This window comes from Streptomyces sp. NPDC005811, from assembly GCF_040630405.1.
In the GTDB taxonomy this organism is placed as follows: domain Bacteria; phylum Actinomycetota; class Actinomycetes; order Streptomycetales; family Streptomycetaceae; genus Streptomyces.
In genome coordinates this window covers 47,271-65,624 of the sequence record NZ_JBEXXK010000014.1, presented here as the reverse complement: position 1 = coordinate 65,624, position 18,354 = coordinate 47,271, and the positions used below count along the sequence as shown (strand labels likewise).

Annotated in this window: 17 protein-coding genes; 8 read left to right on the top strand and 9 right to left on the bottom strand. The window is 74.4% G+C overall.

Going from position 1 to position 18,354, the window contains the following annotated elements; translation table 11 throughout:
* Nucleotides 1-446: 446 nt before the first annotated feature.
* The 6 genes from ABZ490_RS16925 to ABZ490_RS16900 all read right to left on the bottom strand — a co-directional run bounded on the left by ABZ490_RS16925 (nucleotide 447) and on the right by ABZ490_RS16900 (nucleotide 4,976).
* Nucleotides 447-1,877 (bottom strand): oxygenase MpaB family protein, encoded by a 1,431-nt coding sequence (locus ABZ490_RS16925; RefSeq protein ID WP_358990096.1) that lies wholly within the window; start codon nucleotides 1,875-1,877, stop codon nucleotides 447-449.
* A complete protein-coding gene (gene uppS / locus ABZ490_RS16920; RefSeq protein ID WP_358990093.1) occupies nucleotides 1,874-2,671 on the bottom strand; it encodes a polyprenyl diphosphate synthase in 798 nt (265 codons plus the stop codon). The genes ABZ490_RS16925 and uppS overlap by 4 nt, the downstream gene beginning before the upstream one ends.
* A 109-nt stretch (nucleotides 2,672-2,780) precedes the next feature.
* A complete protein-coding gene (locus ABZ490_RS16915; RefSeq protein WP_358990090.1) occupies nucleotides 2,781-3,521 on the bottom strand; it encodes an SDR family NAD(P)-dependent oxidoreductase in 741 nt (246 codons plus the stop codon).
* 73 nt (nucleotides 3,522-3,594) lie between these two features.
* Entirely contained in the window at nucleotides 3,595-3,987 is a 393-nt protein-coding gene (locus ABZ490_RS16910) for a carboxymuconolactone decarboxylase family protein (RefSeq protein ID WP_358990087.1), read from the bottom strand.
* Nucleotides 3,988-4,091: 104 nt separating this feature from the next.
* Entirely contained in the window at nucleotides 4,092-4,499 is a 408-nt protein-coding gene (locus ABZ490_RS16905; RefSeq protein ID WP_358990084.1) for a nuclear transport factor 2 family protein, read from the bottom strand.
* A 78-nt stretch (nucleotides 4,500-4,577) separates the two neighbouring features.
* Entirely contained in the window at nucleotides 4,578-4,976 is a 399-nt protein-coding gene (locus tag ABZ490_RS16900) for a nuclear transport factor 2 family protein (RefSeq protein ID WP_358990081.1), read from the bottom strand.
* Nucleotides 4,977-5,152: 176 nt separating this feature from the next.
* Between ABZ490_RS16900 and ABZ490_RS16895 the strand changes: the two genes are divergently transcribed.
* The 6 genes from ABZ490_RS16895 (at nucleotide 5,153) to ABZ490_RS16870 (ending at nucleotide 13,207) form a co-directional block, all read left to right on the top strand.
* Complete coding sequence (locus tag ABZ490_RS16895) at nucleotides 5,153-6,199, top strand: cyclase family protein (RefSeq protein WP_358990078.1); 1,047 nt, start codon at nucleotides 5,153-5,155, stop codon at nucleotides 6,197-6,199.
* Between the two features lie 36 nt (nucleotides 6,200-6,235).
* The gene (locus ABZ490_RS16890; protein ID WP_358990445.1) at nucleotides 6,236-6,403 is read left to right on the top strand and encodes a helix-turn-helix domain-containing protein; all 168 of its coding nucleotides are present in this window, start codon (nucleotides 6,236-6,238) and stop codon (nucleotides 6,401-6,403) included.
* Between the two features lie 53 nt (nucleotides 6,404-6,456).
* Nucleotides 6,457-7,836, top strand: a complete 1,380-nt coding sequence (locus ABZ490_RS16885) for a cytochrome P450 (RefSeq protein WP_358990075.1) — start codon at nucleotides 6,457-6,459, stop codon at nucleotides 7,834-7,836.
* A 172-nt stretch (nucleotides 7,837-8,008) separates the two neighbouring features.
* Nucleotides 8,009-8,422: a hypothetical protein gene (locus ABZ490_RS16880; protein WP_358990072.1), complete on the top strand. Its 414-nt coding sequence runs from the start codon at nucleotides 8,009-8,011 to the stop codon at nucleotides 8,420-8,422.
* A complete protein-coding gene (locus ABZ490_RS16875) occupies nucleotides 8,403-9,932 on the top strand; it encodes a CATRA conflict system CASPASE/TPR repeat-associated protein (RefSeq protein ID WP_358990069.1) in 1,530 nt (509 codons plus the stop codon). The genes ABZ490_RS16880 and ABZ490_RS16875 overlap by 20 nt, the downstream gene beginning before the upstream one ends.
* Entirely contained in the window at nucleotides 9,929-13,207 is a 3,279-nt protein-coding gene (locus ABZ490_RS16870) for a CHAT domain-containing protein (protein ID WP_358990066.1), read from the top strand. The genes ABZ490_RS16875 and ABZ490_RS16870 overlap by 4 nt, the downstream gene beginning before the upstream one ends.
* 18 nt (nucleotides 13,208-13,225) lie before the next feature.
* Here the strand turns inward: ABZ490_RS16870 and ABZ490_RS16865 are convergent, their stop codons facing one another.
* The 3 genes from ABZ490_RS16865 to ABZ490_RS16855 all read right to left on the bottom strand — a co-directional run bounded on the left by ABZ490_RS16865 (nucleotide 13,226) and on the right by ABZ490_RS16855 (nucleotide 14,825).
* The gene (locus ABZ490_RS16865; protein ID WP_358990063.1) at nucleotides 13,226-13,774 is read right to left on the bottom strand and encodes a hypothetical protein; all 549 of its coding nucleotides are present in this window, start codon (nucleotides 13,772-13,774) and stop codon (nucleotides 13,226-13,228) included.
* A complete protein-coding gene (locus ABZ490_RS16860; RefSeq protein WP_358990060.1) occupies nucleotides 13,771-14,307 on the bottom strand; it encodes a GNAT family N-acetyltransferase in 537 nt (178 codons plus the stop codon). The genes ABZ490_RS16865 and ABZ490_RS16860 overlap by 4 nt, the downstream gene beginning before the upstream one ends.
* A gap of 86 nt (nucleotides 14,308-14,393) precedes the next feature.
* Complete coding sequence (locus tag ABZ490_RS16855; protein ID WP_358990057.1) at nucleotides 14,394-14,825, bottom strand: glutaredoxin domain-containing protein; 432 nt, start codon at nucleotides 14,823-14,825, stop codon at nucleotides 14,394-14,396.
* Nucleotides 14,826-14,994: 169 nt separating this feature from the next.
* On the opposite strand from ABZ490_RS16855, the gene ABZ490_RS16850 reads away from it, so the two are divergent.
* A complete protein-coding gene (locus ABZ490_RS16850) occupies nucleotides 14,995-17,637 on the top strand; it encodes a LuxR C-terminal-related transcriptional regulator (protein ID WP_358990054.1) in 2,643 nt (880 codons plus the stop codon).
* 111 nt (nucleotides 17,638-17,748) lie between these two features.
* Nucleotides 17,749-18,324 (top strand): RICIN domain-containing protein, encoded by a 576-nt coding sequence (locus ABZ490_RS16845; protein ID WP_358990052.1) that lies wholly within the window; start codon nucleotides 17,749-17,751, stop codon nucleotides 18,322-18,324.
* Nucleotides 18,325-18,354 lie beyond the last annotated feature (30 nt).

Genomic DNA, 18,354 nt, shown 5'->3' with positions numbered 1-18,354 from the left:
TGTTCTCGCGGGAGATCGCGCGGGCAAGCTCGACGCGGAGCTGAGCATCGATCTGAGGAACAAGGGCTGGCGGCTCGGCGAGGTCGCGGGCTTCGCCGTCGACCTGCCCACCGTGCTGCTGGACGTCGCCGGCGCGCCCGGCTCCACCATCACACCGATCGACTCCGCCGCTCCCCAGGGGACGGTCGACGCCGCCAACGCGCGCGCCCGCCCCTCTCTGGGGCCGCCCGGACCCCGAGGGCGAGCACATCGTCGCCGTCAACGGGGCCATCAGGAAGGAGGCCGACCACTACGTCGTGCCGGTGTGGACGTGGAAGAACACGTTCGAGGTACGCATCCCCGCCGACCGGCCGGCCGGCTACCTTCCCGTCCTCGTGCACGGCCGGATCAGCGCCTGACCTCGTTCACGGAGTCCGTTCCCGGTGCCGGCGAGGGCCCACCGACGCTCATGCCTGCGCGATCACCGGGTCGTAGGGGCTCGAACGCAGGCGCCCGGACATGAAGGAGAGGAAGTCGTTGACGAAGGCGCTGCGCGTGTACGCGCCGTCGGTGCGGTGGGTGTCGCGGTGGAAGCCCGTCCGGAACAGGGCCCGGTATTCGTCGGCGTCGATGCACTGGTCGCCGTCCGTGTCGGCGACGTCGAACAGTACTTCGGCGACCCTGATGAGCGCGGGACCGGCCAGCGCGGGGACGGCGGCGGCGTACTCGTGGGCGCTGACGCGGCCGTCGCCGTCCGTGTCGAGAGCTCGCTGGAGTTCGCGCCACCAGTCGGCGTGGGCGTTGTAGAGCCTGGTCTCCTCGGGCTCGTCCAGGTCGAGGCGGGTGGACAGTTCGCGGGCCATGGCGGCCAGGTCGGGCCAGTCGAGGTAGCCGTCGCCGGTCTGGTCCAGGACCTCGTGGAAGAACTCCTCGGCGCTGCGGTGCGTGGAGTCCGGCGTGGCGGGCTCGGGGATGAAAGGGAGGGGGGTGATCAGCCGGATCAGGGCTCCGGCCCTTCGCATCCGGTGGTGCAGGGCGGTGAGGGTGCGCGCCCGGGGGTCGTCGCTGTCGGGTGAGAGCGCGAGCAGGTCGGCGACGGCGTCCGCGCGGAGCCAGCCGTCGGGCAGGAAGCGGACCAGGCCGACGGCCAGGTAGGCGCCCTGCATCAGGGTCTGGGCCCCGGGCATCTCCGGCAGCCCGGCCCGCCTGCGGAAGGGCTCCGGGAGCGACGCCACGGTGATCGCCCCGATGACCGGGCCGGTGAGGGCGCGACCGGCGGCCCACAAGGTGGGCAGGCCTCCCAGGACGGGTGGTGCGGGCAGATGGTCGAAGAGCTTGTAGAGGATGATCCTCATCGCCTCCGTGTTCTCCAGCTCCCGCGCCACGACCCTGTCGTAGTAGACCCAGAACTCCGAGAGTTCGGAGGGGAGTTGGCCTTCCCCGTCCTCCATGAGGGCCAGGTACGCGCGGAATTCGGTGTAGAGGCGCTCCATCACCTCCTGTTCCAGGGGCTGTCCGCCCAGGCGGCACATCGTGACGGTGCTCTCGAACAGGGTCGCCACCACCCAGGCGCGCACGGCCGGGTCCATCGCGTCGTACGGCCGTCCCCGCGGGTCGGTGCCGTTGAGCCGGGCGTGCAGCCGGTTGAGGCGCGCGGCCTCCCGGTTCCGTACCTCGTCGTCGTCGCCGAACATGCGCTGGAGACTGCGCAGGGTGTTGCGCAGGCGCCGCCAGGGGTGGGCGACGAAGGTGGAGTTCTCGATCAGGGCGGCACCGACCTGAGGATGCGCGGCCTCCAGGACGGTCGCCCGGATCACGGCCAGTGCCCAGCGCGGGTCGTCGAGGAACTCCCGGAATGCTGATCCCTTGCCGAACAGGGTCTCCTCGGGAACGGTCATGGGCGAAAGGCTCCGTTCTGCTGCGGCACCACGCCGCCGAAGCGACGGTCGCGGTGCCGGTAGGTGCGCAGGCAGGCGAGGAAGTGCGGGGCGCGGAAGTCGGGCCACAGCACCGGCGGGAAGACCCACTCGGCGTAGGCGACCTGCCAGAGCATGAAGTTGGAGATGCGCTGCTCACCGGAGGTCCGGATGACCAGGTCCACGTCCGGGGTGTCGGGGAAGGGCAGATGCGCGGCGAAGCTCTCCTCGGTCACGGCCTCGGCGGGGACGCCCGCGCGGATCAGTGACCGCGCGGCCTCGACGATGTCCCTGCGTCCGCCGTGGTCGAACGCGACCGTCAGCGTCATACCGCTGTTGTCGCCGGTCAGCGTCATGAGGTCGGCGACGTCGCGCGCCAGCGCCGGAGGGATCCGTGGGTCGCTCGCGCCGAGGAAGCGGCAGCGGATGCCGCGCGCGTGCAGCAGCGGCGCGTGTTTGCGGACGACTCGGCGGACCAGGTGCATCAGGTAGTCGACCTCGGTGCTGGGCCGCCCCCAGTTCTCCGTGGAGAAGGCGTACAGGCTCAGCCATTCGACGCCCGCGGCCCGTGCCGCCTCGATGACGTCGATGACGGTCGTCTCGGCGGCACGGTGGCCCGAGGTGCGCGGCAGCGAGCGCTGCGCCGCCCATCGTCCGTTGCCGTCCATCACGCAGGCGACATGCCGGGGCACCTTGCGCGGCGGGGCGCCACCGGTGGGTCGTACGGCGGGATGCGGGTCTTCCGAGGGATCGTCCACGCTGTGCCCGACCGTCATGCCCCCACCCCTCCGCCCCGCCGGCGCCCCCCGTCGAGCAGCCACGCTGTGGTGCAGCGTGTCAGTTCACGGCGCCGGCGCGGCGGGCCCGAGGCGCATATTCACCCGGTCAGACGAGGTAGCGTCCGCCGTTGACGCTGAACGTCTGGCCGGTCACATAGCCCGCCTCCTCGGACGCGAGGTAGGCCACCGCGTGCGCCACGTCCTCGGGCGTGCCGGCGCGCTTCATGGGCATCGTGGCGGCGGCCGCCTCGACGTCGATGGGGCCCTGACGCACCAGGGGCGTGTCGATGAACCCCGGCGGGACGTGGTTGACGGTGATCCCCTTCTCGATGTACTCGACCGCCAGGGCCCTGGTGAGGCCGATGACGCCGCCCTTGGAGGCCGCGTAGTGCGCCATGGCCGGTGCGCCGGTCTGGGCCGACGACGAGGAGATGTTGACGATCCGCCCCCAGCCCGCCTCGACCATGTCGGGGACCAGTTCCCGGGTGACCAGGAAGGGGCCCTTGAGGTTGATCGCGATCATGCGGTCCCAGGCGGACTCGCTGATGCCGGTGAACGGCTCGTAGGCGGTGATCCCGGCGTTGTTGACGAGGATGGCGACCGGCCCGAGCGCCTCCCGGGTGCGCGCGGCGGAGCGGGCGACGGCCTCGGCGTCGGCGGCGTCACCGCCCACCGCGACGGCCGTCCCGCCCGCGGCCCGGATCTCCGCGGCGGTCTTCTCGGCGCCCTCGGTGTCGAGGTCCCAGACCGCCACGGCGGCTCCCTTGGCCGCGAGCACGGTCGCGATCCCGTGCCCGATCCCCCGCGCGCCGCCGGTGACGACCGCGGCCTTTCCCTGCAATGACATGCCTGTACTCCTCGTGTGCTCGGTTCGGTGTGGGGTCGGGACGGGTGGGTGTGCGTCCCGGCCGGGACGGCGGTCAGCGCTCCAGCGCCTCGCGGGCGGCGGCACGGGCGGCGAGGGCCCGTGGGAACCCGGCGTAGCCGCTGGAGTGGTAGACGACCTCGGCGATCTCGTCCTGCGTCAGTCCGTTCGACCGCGCGATACGGACGTGGGTCTTCAGCTCGGTCTCCGCCCCGAGGGCGATGAGAATGCCGAGCGTGACCAGACTGCGGTCGCGCGGGGCGAGGCCCTCGCGCCCCCACAGCGCCCCCCACACGCTGGTGAGGCCGATGTCGACGAGGTCCTCGCCGAGCCGGCCGTCCCGCAGATCGATGTCGCCCTCGGGGAACACACCGGGCAGGGCGGCCCGCATGGCCTTCCAGCCCGCGGCCCGCAGATCGGTGGCTTCCTCGGCACTCTTGTCACTCATGACGGACTCCAGTCGTGCGGCTTCGCATGCTGTTTCGCATGCTGTTTCGCATCCCTGCGAAAATTGGACCAGCCGGTCAGTACAATCAATGGTTCCAGGCGCCCTCAGGGCCGGAAGGTCGTGACGCGGCGCCGGAACCTCCACACCCCGTCGTGCAGGCTCAGCGTGTCGTCGTACCGGCCGACCAGCGCCACCGCCCAGCCGGACTCGCCCCGCTGGAGGAACGCCAGGTCGCTGACCGCGGTGGCCTGCTCCTCCGTCGACGAGGTGACCACCGTGTTGGCGGTCAGGTGCAGCTGCGGCAGGGTCGGTGCGAAGGCCGCGTATCCCTCCCGGATCGCGTCGCGGCCCTCGAAGGTGGCCACGCCCGCTATCTCGGCGACGCCGTCGGGCACGAAGAGGCCGGCGATGGCGTCAGGGCGGCCGGCGTCCAGCGCCTGTGCGTAGGCGGCGACGGCGGACTGCACAGCGGCGGCGACCGACGCCTCGGCGTCGGCAGAGGTCGTACTCATCTCACTCCAAGGTCGAAGGGGGTGGAGGTTGGGGCCACGGACCACGGCCCACGGACCACGGGGGCCGCGGGTCGTTCGCTAGACCTGGTACGTCGTCGTCCTGCGCCGCAGCAGCCAGGCCCCGTCGACCCGTCGGAACGCGTCGTCGTAGCGGCCCACGACCTGCGGGGCCCAGCCGGCCTCGCCGCGCTGGAGGAAGAGCACGTCGCTCACCGCCGTCGCCTCGTCGGGCCCGGTGGAGGTGACGACCGTGTTGGTCACCAGATGCAGTTGCGGCAGGGTGGGCTCCCACCCCTTGAAGGCGGCGCGCAGCGCGTCGTGCCCCTGGAGGGGGTCGGTTCCGGGAAGCTCCAGCACCGCGTCGGGCGTGTACAGCGCGACGATCTCGTCGGTGCGGCCGGCGTCCTGGGCCTGTGTGTGCGCCCCGATCACGGCACGCACGCCCGCCGCGACCCACGCCTGTGTGGATTCGCTCATTGCATCCCTCCGCGGGATAGACATGGAACAGCTGTTTCGACCAGTCAGTCTATTACCGAGAACAAGGCGAGAGAAAGCTTTCGAACCAGGCAATCAGACTTGTTGACCGATCGGTCCATTCTTCATAGCATGCGGGAGCTGTCAACGGGGACCGTGATCCGAGGAGGCGTTTTATCGTGAGCAAGCGTTGGAAGCAGCGGCCGCCGGGCTCCACCTGGGGCGACTTCGGCGAGGACGACGAGCTGGGGCGGATCAACCTCCTGACCCCCGAGAAGGTCCTCCAAGGAGTGCGGGAGGTCGAGCACGGCATCTCGTTCAGTCTGAGCCTGCCGCTGGACTATCCGGGCGGCACGTCGTTGAACCAGCGCCGCTATCCGCCGATCCTCCGGCCCACCGAGGACCTCCAGCACCAGCAGGACGTCTTCTACAACATCAAGGCCAGCGAGCACTTCTCGCCCGACCTCATCGACGTCTGGTCCGACGACGTGGTGACCCTCTGGCTCCAGTACTCCACCCAGTGGGACTCCCTCGCCCACCAGGGCGCCGAGTTCGACGCCGACGGCGACGGGGTGGCGGAGGCCGTCTACTACAACGGCTTCCGGCCCGGCGCCGACATCGTCGGGCCCCGGCCGGACGCCAAGGGCGACGGCAGCGGCAGCCTCGGATTCGCCCGCCACCTGGGTCTGGAGAAGATGGCCGAGCACGGGGTGCAGGGCCGCGGTGTCCTCATCGACATCGTGCACCACCTCGGCACGGAATTCCAGGCGGTCAACTTCAAGCAGCTCCAGGACATCATGGCGGCGGACGACATCGTCGTGGAGCCCGGGGACATCCTCCTCGTCCACACCGGCTTCGCCACCCAGATCCTCGCCTGGGAGAAGAACCCGGACCCGGTCGCCATCCACCGGACCGCCGCCTACCTCGACGCGGACGACCCGGACCTGCTGAACTGGATCGCCGAGTCGCAGATCTCCGCCATCGCCTCGGACAACTACGCGATCGAGGGCGTCGGTGTGACCCAGGCCCAGGGCCCGCACACCCTGCTGCCGCTGCACCACCTGTGCCTGTTCAAGCTGGGCGTCCCGATGGGCGAGATGTGGTACCTGCACGACCTCGCCGCCTGGCTGCGCGAACACCGCCGCACCCGCTTCCTGCTCACCGCTCCCCCGCTCAACCTGCCGGGGACCCAGGGCAGTCCGCTCACCCCGGTGGCCACCGTCTGAACGACGGACGGACGTCGCGGCGGGGGCCGGCCCGGGATCGGTTCCCGCGCCGGCCCCCGCCAGGGATACGCGGCGACCACCGTCAGCGACCTGGGCCGGGCGGTCGGAATCGCCAAGGGAGCGCCGTACTCCTCCATCGACTCGAAGGAGAACCTGCTGATCGAGATCCAGGCCGGGGTGATGACCCCCCTGGTGATCGAGTGACCCTGCGCACAGCCGCGCCGGGGGCCGCGCTCCGGCGTGTTAGCGTCCGGCCCGTGAATTCCCCGGCTCTGGACGGCAGCGCGGCGGGCGACGCGATCACCTGGGCCGACGCGGGGTCCCGTCGCGGGGCGCCCGGCCCCGGTGACCCGTCGGCTCCTGGCGGACCGCTCGCTCCCGGTGACGCGCTCGGCCTGCTCGACCTGTTCGGCGACGGGTTCGTCCGGGACCCGTACCCCTGGCTGGACGCCCTGCGCTCCGAGGCACCCGTGCACCATGACCCGGCCACCGGGCTGTGGCTGGTCAGCCGCTACGACGACATCCGTCGGGTGCTGCTCGACCCGGCCGGGTTCCACCCGGACAACGCCCTGCACGCGGTCACCCCATTGCCGGTCGGGGCGCTGCGCGCACTCGCCCGGGCCGGCTTCGCGCTCCCGCCCGCTCTCGCCAACAACGGGGGTCCGAGCCATGCGGGGCTACGCCGCCTGGTGACCCGGTTCTTCCACGCGGAACGCGTCGCCGCGACCGTACCGGCGATCGAGCGCATCGCCGACGACCTGCTGGACTCCGTGCGGTCCGAGCTCGACGCCACCGGCCGCTGCGATCTGTTCGGCTCCTTCGCGCAGGTGCTGCCCTGCCGGGTGCTGATGGAGCTGCTCGGCATCCAGGGGATCGCCCCGGCGACGCTGATCCGCTGGAGCGACGCGTCGCTGGAACTGTTCTGGGGCCGCCCCACGCCCGAGCGGCAGCTCGAACTGGCCGAGCTCGCCGGTGAGTTCCACCGGTGGCTGACCGCCACGGTGCGCGAGGGCGGCCATCCGCCCGACTCGCTCGTCGGGGCGCTGGCCCGCCACCGCCTGCCCGACGGCGGGCCGCTGGACGTCCGTACCGCCGTGGCCGCGTGCTTCTTCGTGTTCATCGCGGGTCAGTCCACGACCGGCCAGCTCATCGCCACGGTGTTGCGGCGCGGGCTCGGCGAGGCGGGCCTCTGGCGGCTCCTGCCCCAGAAGAAGGGGCTGGCCGAGGCGTGGACGGAGGAGGTGCTGCGCCGTGAACCGCCCGTCACCACCTGGCGCCGCGTCACCGCCCGACCGGTCGAGCTGGGCGGGGTGAGCCTCCCCGCGGGAGCGCCGCTGCTGCTGATGCTCCTCGGCAGCGGATCCGACCCGGAGGTCTTCGCCGACCCGGCACGGATGTGCCCGCACCGGCCCAACATCCGTCACCATCTGGCGTTCGGGGCCGGCCGCCATCGCTGCCCGGGAGCGTCCCTGGCCCGCACGGAGGCCGCGATCGCCCTGCGCGCGGCGGCCGGACGCCTGCCCGAGGCGGGATGCGACGACGTGCCTGGAGGGGCAGGAGGCGCCGGAGGCGATGAGCCGCCGATGCTCGGTCTGCTGTCCTTCCGGGCGCCCCTGCGCGTCACCGTCCGGCGATGAACCGGTAGGACGCCGAGCGAGGCGGTACTCACCGGCCCTTGCCGAGGTTTGGGGGATTTTCGGCCGTTCGCCGTATGGGTAGGACGTCGTGGGCGAATCATGGTGAGCCGTGAAGGGGCTCAGGGCCGCGAGGCTCCGGGGCCCGGTCCGCGGCGGGAGGACGGGGGGCCGAGTGGATCGCGATGTCATCAGCGCGCTGCGGCAGTTGGAAGCCGAGGTCGCGGAGGTCCTGGGGGCCGAGTGTGCCGAGGATCGGTGGCGGCGCGTCGCAGACGTCCTGGACCGCGCCCGGTCCGGCGTCCGTGCCGGCCACGTACCCGATGCCGTTCAGGTCCGGGGGTGGGCGGGCGAGTTGGAGGACCTGTGCGCGGACCTGCGGGCCCGGCGGCTCTCCGAGCCCGCCGTGGCGGCCCCCGCCTCCGTCCAGGAGAGCGCACACGTCCTGGTCCAGGACATCGCCGCCACCCTGACGGCCCTCACCGGTGATCCGGCGCCGGGCGCCGCGACACCGACACCCGCCTCCGGGGACCCCGCTCACCGCACGCCCCGCCAGGGAGGGGGAACGGATGCGGGCCGGTCCGCGTGAGCGCGACCTGGTGGTGCACGTCTTCTACGCCTCGGCGCGGTGCACGCCGGGCAGCCCGGCGGACGACCACCTCAGGGCGGTCTGGGCCGCCTGCCGCGACCGGTTCGGCATGGACGCCCCCGCCCTGGCCGGGGTGCCGGCGGATCCGCCCGCCGACCTGGCGGCCGTGCTCTCCGAGACCGGCTCCGCCGTACGGGTGCTGGCCGCGGCCGAGGACAGCGCGCGCTCGGGCGACCACCAGGCCGTGCTGTACGCCGTGCACGAGATGGTCGGCGTGGCGGTGGTGCTCACCTGTGGCGGCGACCGTGCCTGGGCGGACGCCGACTCCGCGTGGCGGGCCGCCGTCCCCGCGGTGCCTCAGGACGCGGCGGTCTCCGGTGTCCTCCAGGCCGTCCGGGTGTACCGGGGCGTGAGCCCGCACGCCCCGCTGGTTCCCGCCGACGCCGACGACGCGGTCGCCGTCCTGCGCGCGGAGTTGCCCGCGGGTGCCGTCGCCGCGGTGTCCGGGCCCGTCCACCGGCCCCTCGGCGACGCCGGTCCGGCCCTGCGGGAGATCGGGGCCGACGGGCACACCGCCGAACGGCGGCTGCTCGCGCTGGCCCCGGACGGCGGGCGGGAACCGCTCGACGCGTGGACCTGGTCCGACGGAACCGGGCGTCTGGTGCCCCTCACCCGCTACCTCCTGCACGCCGCCGCCGTACGGCATCAGGAGGCCGTGTACGCCGCCGCCCGCGCCCCGCTGGCCACCGCGCGCACCCGGGTGGAGCAGGCCGTGGAACGGATGACGGCCCTGCACCCCGCGGTGCTCGGCGGCACCCTGCCCGTCGGCGCCCTGGTCCGCGCGTCCACGGAACTGGCCTGGATCCAGGGCGGCTCCGCCGGGCTGATCGACGCCCTCGGCAGGATCCGCGTCATGCGCCGGGGAGTGGAGGCGTCGACGGCGGCGATGGCCGGGGTCACGGGCACCGGCACGGGATCGCTGGGCGAGGGCGACCGGGTCGCGGCGGAGCTGCTGCTGGCCGCGCTCGACGACACCGCCGCCCACCTGGAGGTGGTGCGGCAGCGGGCCGACGAGATCGCGCGGGTCACCGACGGCCTGGTCACCCAGCGCCTCACCGGCCGGCGCCAGCAACTCCTCCAGGTCCAGGGGGCGGTGATCGGCGGTGTGCTGATGGCGCTCACCGCCGTCCAGGCCTTCGGGTTCCAGGTCCCGCTGCCGGCGCGGCTCCAGGCCCCGGTCATCGTGCTGCTCTTCGGGCTGGCCGTGGCCCTGCCCGGAACGGTGGTGCGCTGGTCCGGCGCCGACGATCCGTTCGCCCGGTCCACGGGCGTCGACCGGGCCGGGCTCGCCGCCGCCGCGGCCGGTACCGGATGGCTCGCGGTGGCCGCCGGATATCAACTGGCCGGTCACGCGACGAGGCCGTTGCCCGCGCTCGCAGCGGCGGTCGCGGCCGTCGTTCTCACCCTCCTCGCGGACCGCTTCCGTACCCGGTCGCGCCGCCGCGCATGACGAGAGGACGTGCCCTCATCAGCAGTCCGCAGAACCCTTCGTCCCCCGCCTCGGTGGGGCGGTTGCGCCGGATGGCCGCCCGCTTCGGGATCCGGCGGGGCCCGCGGCCTCCGGTGCCCGTGCCGTCGGACGACGTCCCCGCAGGCCGGCAGGCCTCGCCGCAGGCCCTCCCGCTGCGCCGCCGTATCGACCTCCACACCGCTCCCCGCACGGACGCCGCCTCCGATGACGACGGCGCCGGCACCGACGACCCCGGTGGTCTGCTGGATCCGCGGGCGGAAGCGGAGGCACGGGAGGCCGCCGCCGTGGCGGTGGCCCCGCGACCCGGGCCGCCCGGCTGGCGCATGCACGAACCGGACGTGCATCTGCTGGGAACCTTCCACTGGTTCCGGTGCGAGCTCCTCGACGGTCCGGACGCGGACGGCGAACTGGCGCGTGCGTGCGCCTACTTCACCCTGCTCTTCCAGGACCATCCGGGAAGCGTCCCGCCACCGGTGCTGGCCTCGCTGCGGGCCGCGGTCGCCGGAGTACCGGCGTCCGACCTGAGCAACGGGCCCGCCTTCTGGAGGCGGTGCGCCGCGGCCCCGGTCCGGGCGGCCGGGAACGGTACGGGCACCGGCGGCGCGCTCGCCGGCGCCCTCGTCCTGATCCGGCTGGCGGTGGCGGCCACCGCCCCGGGAGACCCCGAGCACGGACGCGGCCTCGGCCTGCTGGTCCGGGCCCTGCGCACCGACCCCGGGTGGGCCGCCGATCCGGAGACCTCCGCCGAGATCCTCGACGCGGCCCGCCGTGCCGTGGCCGCGTTTCCTGCGGGGGACGCCGAAGGCCTGCTGCACCGGGCCGTCCTCTCCACGGTCCTGACGAGCCTGTGGGAGGCCACCGGCGACCCGGACCACCTGGCCGAGGCCCTGCGCACGTCCGCCACGGCAACGGCGGACTCCGGCGTGGCACCTCCGTCCGCCGTCCACCGCATCCCGCTGCTCACCGCCACCGCCCTCGCCCTGCACGCCCGTTACTCCGCCGAGGACTCCCTCGCCGACCTGCGGGCCGCTCTCGCCCAGGAGACGGAGGCCGTACGGCTGGCCGAGGCGGAGGAGCCGGCCCTGCTGCCCGGACTGCTGCCGGTACGGGCCGTATCCCTCGTCGACCTCTACAGCCGTACCCGCGACGACGCCCACATCGGGCAGGCCATCGACGACCACCGGCGGGCACTGGCCCTGCTGGACCCGTCGGGCTCCGACCACGCCGAGACGTCCTTCCTCCTCGCCGCCGCCCACACGCTCCGCCACCGGCACCGCCGCGAGCCCGAGGATCTGGCGGCCGCCCGTCGGCTCGTCGGCGCACTGCGGAGGACGCCCGGCCACGCCCGTCGCCTCGGCGTGCGGCTGATCGAGCTGGAGGCCCTGCTGCTGCGCCAGCAGGGCGAGTCCGAGCGGGACGAGGCGGTGCTGCGCCGCGGCGAGCGCGCCCAGGCCCGGGCCCTGCGGAAGCTGGTGGCGTCCGGCGTTCCCGAGCGGGACCTGATCCGCCCTCTCACCGCCCACGCGGGCGTCCTCGGCGCACTGCACACCCTGACGGGCGGGCGCACGGACCTCGAACAGGCGGCCGCTCTGTACGAACGGGCCGCCGGGATCACCGCGGCGCCCCCGTTCGACCGGGTGCTCGCCGCGCTGGGCGCCGGGCGGGCCCAGGCCGCCCTGAACCGTCCGGACCGCGCGCTGCCCCGGTTCCGCGCGGCCCTGGAACTCCTGCCCGCCGCCGCCTGGCACGGACTGCCGCGAACCGACCGTGAGCACATCCTTTCCGCCCTCGCCGGAATCGGCGGCGAGGCCGCGGCCGCCGCGCTGGACACCGGCGACCCGGACCTCGCCCTCGAACTGCTCGAACAGGGGCGGGGCGTGCTGCTGCGCCAGGCCCTCGACCGGCGGGCCGAGCGCCGCCGGCTGCGTGTGCACCGCCCGCAGCTCCTGGCCCGCCTGGACCGGGCACGGCAGGCGCTGGACCGTCCCGAGGACGGCGTGACCGGCATCGACGACCCGTCGGCCTTCGAACCCGATCCGCGGCGCGCGGCGGAGCGGGAGTGGGACGCGCTGGTCAGGACCGTCCGGCAGGAGACGGGCCTGCCGTTCCTGACCGGGCCGCACACCGCGGAACTGCTGCGGGCGGGCGCCGAGGGGCCGGTCGTCATCGTCAACTGCGCCCGTACCCGCAGCGACGCCCTGATCGTGCTCCCCGGCGGGATCACCGTGGTCCCGCTGCCCGGACTGTCCCCGGAGTACGCCGGCGAACTCGCCCGCGGGCTCGACCGCGCCGCCGCTCTCGCCGAGGACGATCCCGCAGCGGCGCATCCGCTCGTCGACGACGTCCTGGCCGAACTCGGCACCCGGGTGGCCGCGCCGGTCCTCGGCGCCCTCGACTCGCTTCCCGGCATCGGGCAGGCCGGCGCGACGGCCGGCTCCCTCGCGCACCGGCTGCCCCGGCTGTGGTGGTGCCCGACGGGCCAGGCCGCGTTCCTCCCCCTGCACGCGGCCCGTCTCCCCGACGGGACGTGGCTGCCGGACCGCTGGGTCTCCTCGTACACGGTCACCCTGCGGACGCTGGTGGAGTCCCGTGCTTCCGGCGCCGCGGCCACCGCCGACGAACCCGCCGCACCGGAACGACAGGCCGCTCCCCCGCTCATCGTCTGTGTCCCCCGCCCGGGTGAGCAGGACCGGCTGCTGCGGCACGCCGACGACGAGGCCCGGCGGGTCCTCGCCCATCTGCCCGGGGCGGAGCTCCTGCCGGGCGACGGGGCGACCCCGCAGGCCGTGCTCGCCGCCCTGCGCACCTCCCGCTGGCTGCATTTCATCGGCCACGCCGAGCAGGTGCCGTCCGCCGAGGGCGGCGCCCTGCTCCGCTGCCGGGACACCGGCGACGGGCGGGAGGGCGCGGTCACGGCTGCCGAGATCGCCGACCTCGGCGCGGCCGAGGCCGACCTCGCGTACCTCTCCGCCTGTGAGACGGCCATCGGCGACATCGACCTGCCCGACGAGGCGGCCCATCTGGCCGGGGCACTCCAGATGGCCGGGTTCCGGCATGTCATCGCCGCGCAGTGGGCCGTGAGCGACCGCCGCGCTCCCGACCTCGCCGACGCCTTCTACGGCCGGATCACCGATGCCGAGGGCCCGCACGCCGACGGTTCCGCGCGCGCACTCCACCACGTGGTGACCACACTCCGCCGCGCCCGCCCGGACGCCGCGGCCCTCTGGGCGCCCTACGTGCACGTGGGCCCCTGACGCCCGGTGCCCGTGGCCCTACACGGTCACATGGACGAAGACCAAAGGCGCGGCCCCGTCGGTCTCGTCGACGGTCAGGAGAGCCGTCCCCACGGTGTCGTCCTTCTCCGGGAGATCCGCCTGGAGACCGGCCAGGCGGCCCTCGCCCGCGAGCCTCCACGGCAGACCGACCGAGTCGAGGTCGTCCTGGTCCACGAAAGTCGTTCCGGCCTTCAGGTCCCCGGTGTTCCGTCCCAGGGAGGCGACGAACTCCTTCACGCCCTCGGGCGTCGTCCGGAAGCGCAGATAGAGGTCCTGTCCGCTCTCCGCGTCGCCGTCTCCCGGCACCAGGAGATAGGAGGCCTGCGCCGCCCCGTCCGGCACCACGAGCCCGAACGTCCTCTGGAGGGCGTCACCGGGAACGCCCCGCCGCTCCCCCGGGGTTCCGGCCGACGACGCGTACGTGACGTCCGGCGGCCGCAGCGGCCCCGGAAGGAGGATCCCCGCGGCGACCAGCACGGCCACACCGCCGGCCGCCGCCCCGTACCCGACGGCCGGACGGCGCCCCGTCCCGCCCTCCCGCGTCACGCCGTCCTCCGGTGGCCGCACCACTGCTCGGCGCCGTACTCCTCGAACCGCGCGACCTCCGTGAACCCCAGCTTCGCCGCGAGCCGCATCGCGCGGTCGTTGGCGGTCCGGGTACGGAGCACCACCGGCTCGCCGGGGAGAACACCGGCGAACCAGTCGAGCGCCCGTGCGCACGCCTCGACGGCGTACCCGCGTCCCCATGCCTCGGGCAGGAACAGGTAACCGAGTTCGGCCTCGCCGCCCGCCGGCCGGACATGCCCCGGACGGTCCGCGTCGCGCCGGTCGAGCGTGACCATGCCGATCATCGCCCCGTCGAGATCGACCACGAAACAGCCGGGGCGCCGCCCCGGCACCTCGGGCACCACGCGTTCGAGTTCCGCACGCGGCCGGGGGCCACCGATGTAGGTGCCCACCTCCGGCGAGGCGAACAACTCGACGAACGCCGCGCGGTCCCGGGCCTCGGACGCGCGGAGCAGCAGCCGTTCGGTCCGTATCGGGGCGGGTGGCCAGTCGACGGGTCCGAGTCCGATCACGGCGGGCAACCTGCTTTCGCTGATGCTGGATCAACCGGGGCGCGTCTTGAGAAAATCGATGCGATCGGCTCCGACTCCGGTCACGCCTAAGAGGTGAGCTGCTCGCGTACCCATGCGGGATCGGGGTTGGTGTGGGGGCGGCCCGCGACGACGACGGTCGGGACGGTCTCGTTCCCGTCGTTCGCCGCCCTCACCTCCGCCGCTCCGGCCGGGTCGCGCCAGATGTCGACCCAGTGCAACCGGCGGGCCCTGCGGCCCAGTCGGAGGCGCAGGCGCAGGCAGTACGCGCAGCCCGGCCGCCAGTAGACGACGGGGCGGTGGTCGACCGCGCTGCGCTCGCGCGCCTCCGCCGCACCGATCGAGCGGGGGAAGACCAGGGGCGAGTTCAGACCGGCGAAGAGCGCGAACGCCAGCAGGAAGACCATGGCGGGGACGGGCCGTCCGCCGAGGAGCAGTCCGGTCGCACCGGCCGAGCCGCAGACCACCAGCAGTATCGGCAGGATCCAGGCGCGCATCATGACGGCCCAGGCTACCGGTGGGCGTCCGGGCCTGCCCGAGCGGGCCGCCCGGAGCGCCGGTTCGGCGGGCGGGCGGTGGCTTCCTAGGCTGGCTGGACGGGGAGTTCGCGCGTGTCATGTCGTTCCGGGGGGAGCCGTGGTGCGGTATCAGGTCGGACGTTGGCCGTTGGTGGGACGCGAGCGGGAGCTGGCGGAGTTCGCCGCGGCGTCGAAGGACGGGAAGTGCCGGGGCTTCCTCGTGTACGGGGCGGCGGGGGTCGGGAAGTCGCGACTGGCCGAGGAGTGTCTGGAGCGGGCCGCGGCCGACGGGTCCCGGGTGGGCCGGGCCACCGCGACCGCCGCGGCCGGGGCCGTGCCGCTGGGGGCGATCGCGCATCTGCTGCCCGCCGGGGTGGATCTGCGGGACCCGGTCGCGGGGTTCGCCGCGGTCGCCGCTCGGCTCGCCACGGGCCGCGGGGCGCCGCAGCGGGTGCTGCTCGTCGACGACCTGCATCTGCTGGACCCGGCCTCGGCGGTGTTGCTGCGGCAGCTGATGGACGCGGGCGCGGTCCGGCTGATCGGCACGGTCCGCACCGGTGAGCCGTACGGTGAGGCCGTGGCGGCGCTCACCGGCGGGGACGCGGTGCGCCGGGTCGATCTGGCCGTGCTGGACCCCGGGCGGACCGGCGACCTGCTCGTGGCCGCGCTCGGCAGGCCCGTCGCCCGGCACACGGTGCACGAGCTGTCGGCGGCCAGCGGCGGCAATGTGCTGTATCTGCGCGAGCTGGTCCTCGGCGCCCTGGCCGCCGGGGAGCTCACCGAGGACGGGGAGATCTGGCAGCTGCGCGAGGGCCGGCTGCCCGGTACCGCGCGGCTGGCCGAGGTGATCGGCGCGCGGCTGGCCGGCGCCGCGCCCGCGGGACGGCCCGTCCTGGAGCTGCTGGCGCTGTGCGAGCCGCTGCCGCTCGCCGATGCCGAGGCCGTCGCCGCGCCGCACGCGGTGGCGGCCCTGGAACGGGCCGGGCTGATCCGCGTGGTGCAGGAGCGCAGGCGCACGTCCGTGTCCCTGGCCCACCCGTTGTACGGCGAGGTGCTGCGCGCGGGGCTGCCGGTGCTGCGCCGCCGGTCCCTGCTGCTGGAGCAGGCGGCCCGCACCGAGGCCCGGGGCGCCCGCCGCCGCGGCGACCCCTTACGGATCGCCACCTGGCGGCTGGCCGCCACCGGTACCGCCGACCCCGCCCTGCTCACCCAGGCCGCGGTGCTCGCCCGGCACGCCCACGACTATGCCCGGGCCGTGGCGCTCCTCCGGGCCGTGCCCGAGGAGCGCCACACCACCGCGACCCGCTCGATGCTCGGCGACGCGTACTTCGAGATGGGCCGCTGGGCGGAGGCCGAGACCGTGCTCGCCCGCGCCGACCGGCTCGCCGTCGGCGAGCACGAGACGCTGGCGGTCGCCCTGGTCCGTACGACGAACCTGTTGTGGAGCAACGCCCCCGTCGCCGAGGCGCTGGCGGCCAACGACGCCGCCCTGGCGCGGATCACGCGCCCGGCGGACCGCCGCAAACTCACGATCAACGAGGGTTTCCTCCGGATCGCCGCCGGGCTGCCCGCTCAGGGGCTGGCCCTGCTGGAGGACCTGGAGACGGACGTGGCGGACGCCTCCGACGTCGACGCCTGGCTGCGCGGCGCCTGGATGAAGCCCGCCGGGCTGGCCCTGGTGGGCCGCACCCATGAGGCCGTGGACTGGGCGGAGCGCGCCCATGCCGGGCACCGCCGGGTCGACGAGCGCGCCCTGGCCTCGCATCCCGCCTTCCAGCGCATCCCGCTCGTCCTCGCGCTCACCGAGGCGGGCCGCCCGGCCGAGGCGCGCCGGGCGGGTGAGGCGGCGTACGCCGAACTCGTCGCCGCCGACTCGGTGGTGCGGGTGTGGCTGGCGGTCCTGCTGGGCCGTACGGAGTGGCTGGCGGGCCGGCCGGCGACCGCGCGCCGCTGGTGGGCCGAGGCGGCGGCGCTGGCCCGCACCTTCGACCACGCCATGGCGCTGCGCCTGGTCCTGGCCGGTCTCGCCGCCTGCGCGGCCGTGCAGGGCGAGCCCGAGGCGGCACAGGCGGCGCTGGCGGAGCACCGTGCGCTGCCGACGCCCGAGCCGGGCCTGCTGTCGGCCGGCGAGGAGCGCCTCGGGGAGGCGTGGCTGCTGGCGGCGGCGGGGCGGCTGGGCGAGGCCCGCTCGGTGCTGCTCGCCGCCGCCCGCGCCGCGCGCGCCACCGGCCATGTCACCGGGGAGGCGCTGCTGCTGACGGATGTGGCCCGGCTCGGCGGGGCCCGCCGGGTCGCGGACCGGCTGGGCGAGCTGGCGCGCGTCTGCGACGGGGAACTCGTGCCCGCCCGGGCGCTGTTGGCCCAGGCGCTCGCGGCGGACCGGCCCGACCCGCTGCTGCGGGCCGCCGACGCGTGCGAGGCCGTCGGTGCCGACCTGCTCGCCGCCGAGGCGGCCACCGCCGCCACTGCCGCCTGGCACCGGGCCCGGGAACCCCGGCGGGCCGCGGCGGCCGCGCGCAGGGCCGCCACGGCGGCGGCGCGCTGCGAAGGCGCGCGCACCCCGCTGCTCACCACCGCCGGCGCCGCCGCGCCGCTCACCGCCCGCGAGCGCGAGGTGGCCCTGCTCGCGGCCGTCGGCAACGCCAGCGTCGACATCGCCCGTGCCCTCACCCTCTCGGTGCGCACGGTCGACAACCACCTCCACCGGGCCTACGCCAAGCTCGGCGTCACGACCCGCCGCGAACTCGCCCGGACGCTGGGAGCGGAGCCGCTCGCCGTCCGGCCGCACGGCTGAGTAACGGTTACTCAAGCCGTGCGCCGACGGGACCGGCAGTCTCGTTGGTGACCGCACGGACCACGACCACGGGAGAGAGACACGGGGATGGAAGAGTCAAGGACGGAAGAAGTGTCAAGGACGGAGGAGACGGGGGCGCGGGGGCCACGACGGGGGGACCGGGGGCGCAGAGTCCTGCGCGGCGCCGCCCTGGCGTCGGCGCTGGCCGCCACCGCGCTGCTGGCCCCGGCCGGCCTCGCCCAGGCGGCGCCCGCCGCGCCGACGATCGTGTCCCAGCGCGTCGTCACCATCACCCAGGCGGACACGAACCGGTTCCTGGACGCGCACGAGATCGAGAGCCTGGACTTCCGGGTCGTCACCCGGCCGTTCCAGAACAACAGCACCCAGCACTGGATCCTGACCGACCTCAGCAACGGCCTCTCGACGATCCAGCAGCAGAGCAACGGCCGCTATCTCGACGCCTACCAGGGGTCCGGCAACGACTTCCAAGTCGTCACCCGCACCGCCGAGAACGACGCGACCCAGGCCTGGATCATCCTGCCGTCCACCAACGGCACCTTCACGATCCAGGAGGCCAGCAACAGCCGCTACCTCGACGCCTACGAGCTGCCGTCCCAGGACTACCAGGTCGTCACCCGGCAGTGGAAGAACGCGGACGAGGAGCGCTGGCGGATCGTCGACGTCTGACGGACGCCCGGGGGGCGGGCATGGGGCCGA

What these genes read in the sequence shown, in the direction of transcription:
- ABZ490_RS16915 (WP_358990090.1), bottom strand. Translation starts at nt 3,521, where the DNA reads ATGTCATTGCAGGGAAAGGCCGCGGTCGTCACCGGCGGCGCGCGGGGG.
- ABZ490_RS16910 (WP_358990087.1), bottom strand. Translation starts at nt 3,987, where the DNA reads ATGAGTGACAAGAGTGCCGAGGAAGCCACCGATCTGCGGGCCGCGGGC.
- ABZ490_RS16870 (WP_358990066.1), top strand. Translation starts at nt 9,929, where the DNA reads ATGACGAGAGGACGTGCCCTCATCAGCAGTCCGCAGAACCCTTCGTCC.
- ABZ490_RS16925 (WP_358990096.1), bottom strand. Translation starts at nt 1,877, where the DNA reads ATGACCGTTCCCGAGGAGACCCTGTTCGGCAAGGGATCAGCATTCCGG.
- uppS (WP_358990093.1), bottom strand. Translation starts at nt 2,671, where the DNA reads ATGACGGTCGGGCACAGCGTGGACGATCCCTCGGAAGACCCGCATCCC.
- ABZ490_RS16900 (WP_358990081.1), bottom strand. Translation starts at nt 4,976, where the DNA reads ATGAGCGAATCCACACAGGCGTGGGTCGCGGCGGGCGTGCGTGCCGTG.
- ABZ490_RS16855 (WP_358990057.1), bottom strand. Translation starts at nt 14,825, where the DNA reads ATGATGCGCGCCTGGATCCTGCCGATACTGCTGGTGGTCTGCGGCTCG.
- ABZ490_RS16905 (WP_358990084.1), bottom strand. Translation starts at nt 4,499, where the DNA reads ATGAGTACGACCTCTGCCGACGCCGAGGCGTCGGTCGCCGCCGCTGTG.
- ABZ490_RS16875 (WP_358990069.1), top strand. Translation starts at nt 8,403, where the DNA reads ATGCGGGCCGGTCCGCGTGAGCGCGACCTGGTGGTGCACGTCTTCTAC.